This is a genomic window from Streptomyces sp. NPDC006458, assembly GCF_040612135.1.
Classification (GTDB): Bacteria; Actinomycetota; Actinomycetes; order Streptomycetales; family Streptomycetaceae; genus Streptomyces.
On record NZ_JBEXPR010000083.1, the window covers coordinates 1 to 2,819 of the forward strand.

The window sequence follows — 2,819 nt, forward strand, 5'->3', positions numbered from 1 at the left end:
GAGGAGCTGTTCGCGGTCGGCGGCGACGACGACACCGCGGTGTTCCAGCTGGGCGCGGGTGGTGGCCGCGGAGTATCCGACATCCAGCAGCCCGGCTTCCAACTGCTCCGCCACGTGGGCGGCCAGGCGCTCCGCCTGGGCGCGGAGGGCCTGTACGGACTTCGCCGACACCACCACGGGAACGGCGGGCAGGGTCCGTACGGGAGCTCCCGGCCCGTCTGCCGCGTCCGTCTCCGGCTCCGTGGCCGTGGCCGCGGTCGGGGGCTCCTCGATGATCAGGTGGGCGTTGGTGCCGCTGATGCCGAAGGAGGAAACGCCCGCGCGGCGCGGGCGGCCCTCGGCGGCGGGCCACGGCTCGGCCTCGGCCAGCAGGCGCACCTCACCCGCGGTCCAGTCGATGTGCGGGGAGGGCTCGTCCAGGTGCAGGGAGGCGGGCAGGGTCTCGTACTGCATGGCCTTGAGCATCTTGATGATGCCCGCGACGCCCGCGGCGGCGGAGGTGTGGCCGATGTTGGACTTGATGGAGCCCAGGCGGAGCGGGCCGTTCTCGCGCTCCTGGCCGTAGGTCGCGAGCAGTGCCTGCGCCTCGATCGGGTCGCCCAGGCGGGTACCCGTGCCGTGACCCTCCACCGCGTCGACGTCGCTGGGGGTGAGTCCGGCGTTGGCGAGTGCCTGGCGGATGACGCGTTCCTGGGCGGGGCCGTTGGGTGCGGTGAGGCCGTTGGAGGCGCCGTCCTGGTTGATGGCGCTGCCGCGGATGACGCCGAGGATGCGGCGGCCGTTGCGCTGGGCGTCGGACAGGCGTTCCAGGACGAGCAGGCCGAGGCCGTCGGAGAAGCCCGTACCGTCCGCGCCCTCGGCGTAGGACTTGCAGCGGCCGTCGGCGGCGAGTCCGCGCTGGCGGCTGAACTCTGTGAGCAGGAAGGGACCCGCCATGATCGTGACGCCGCCCGCGAGGGCGAGGGAGCATTCGCCCGAGCGCAGCGCCTGGGAGGCGAGGTGCAGGGCGACGAGCGAGGAGGAGCAGGCGGTGTCGATGGACACGGCCGGGCCCTCCAGGCCCAGGGTGTAGGCGACACGGCCCGACAGCACGCTGGTGGTGGTGCCCGTCAGGCGGAAGCCCTCCAGCTCGGGCGGCATCTGGCCGCCGTAGTCGGAGGTCAGGGCGCCGCAGAAGACACCGGTGTTCGAACCGCGCAGGGAGGTGGGGTCGATCCCCGCGTCCTCCAGGGCCTCCCAGGCGGCCTCGAGGGTGAGGCGCTGCTGCGGGTCGATGGCGAGGGCCTCGCGCGGGCTGATCCCGAAGAAGCCCGCGTCGAAGTCGCCCGCCGAGGCGACGAACCCGCCGCCGCTCGCGGAGATCTTGCCGGTCCGCTCGGGGTCGGGGTCGTAGATGCCCTGCTCCCAGCCGCGGTCTCCGGGCAGCGCCGAGACCGCGTCGCGGCCCTCGGCGACGAGCTGCCACAGTTCCTCGGGCGAGGTGACCCCGCCCGGGTATCGGCAGCTCATGCCCACGATGGCCAGCGGCTCGATGTCGCGCTGCTCCAGCTCGCGGACGCGGCGGTTGGCGGTGCGCAGCTCTCCGGTGACCTTCTTGAGGTACATGCGGAGCTTCTGCTCGTCGCTCATCGAGCGGCTGCTCTGCTGGTCGGCCGTACCCTGGGTCACGATCCGAGCTCCTTGTCGATCAAGTCGAACATTTCTTCGTCGGACACGTCGTCGAGGTCGTCGACGAGGTCCTGCTCCGCTTCGTCGCGGTGGCTTGCGGTTCCGCCGAGGACGGACCACAGCCGGTTGTTGAAGGCGCGGAGCCGTGGCTCCAGTTCGGCCAGTTGCGCGCTGTCCCCGGCCAGTTGGTTGAGCAGGGCCTCGACCTTCTGCAGCTCCTCCTCGAACGGGGAGAGGCTCCGCCGCGCCGCGGGTTCTCCGAGGCCGGTGAGGATGTACGCCGCCACGGCCCCGGAGGTCGGGTGGTCGAAGACCAGGGTCGAGGGGAGCCGTACGCCGCCGGCCTGGGTGAGGCGGTTGCGCAGTTCGACACCGGCGAGGGAGTCGAACCCGAGTTCCTTGAAGGCCCGTTCGGGATCGACCGCCTGCGGTGAGGAGTGTCCGAGCACGGCCGCGACCTGTGCCTGCACCAGCTCCAGGACGATCCCCGGCCGGTCCGCCTCAGGCGCCGCCGCCACCCGCTGGGCGAGGGTTCCGCCGCCCGTTGTCTGCTCGCGGCGAGCGGGGGCCCGTACGAGGCCCCGCATCAGGGCCGGCAGCAGGCCGGCCCGGGACTGGGCGCGCAACGCGGCCTGGTCGAGGAGTACGGGTACCACCAGGGCGCCGTCCACCTGCCCGGCGCGGTCGAAGAGTTCCAGGCCGAGGTCGTTGGGGATGGCCCCGACGCCCATGCGTGCCCAGCGTGCCACGCTGCTCTCGTCGAGCAGCCCGGCCATGCTGCGCTCCTCGGCCCACAGGCCCCAGGCGAGGGAGGTGGCGGGGAGTCCGGCTGCCCGGCGGCGGGCGGCGAGGGCGTCGAGGGTGGCGTTGGCGGCGGCATAGTTGCCCTGGCCGGGGCTGCCGATGAGGGCGGCAACGGAGGAGAACAGCAGGAACGAGGAGAGTTCGCTGTCCGCCGTCAGCTCGTCCAGATGCAGGGCTGCCTCCAGCTTCGGGCGCATGACGCGCTCGATCTGATCCGGGGTCAGGGCCTCGATGGTGCTGTCGGACACGATTCCCGCGGCGTGGATCACGGCGGTCAGGGGGTGTTCGAGTGCGCCGATGAGGTGGGCGAGTTCGTCGCGGTTGGTGACGTCGCAGGCGGCGATGTG

At 72.4% G+C, this 2,819-nt stretch carries 2 protein-coding genes; both read right to left on the reverse strand.

Annotated elements, in window-relative coordinates:
* The coding region (locus tag ABZZ79_RS39575) for a beta-ketoacyl synthase N-terminal-like domain-containing protein (RefSeq protein ID WP_356697520.1) at window positions 1-1,629 on the reverse strand (1,629 nt) is incomplete at its 3' end.
* A 35-nt stretch (window positions 1,630-1,664) separates the two neighbouring features.
* Window positions 1,665-2,819: KR domain-containing protein (locus tag ABZZ79_RS39580; protein WP_356697518.1), on the reverse strand; the 1,155-nt coding region annotated here is incomplete at its 5' end.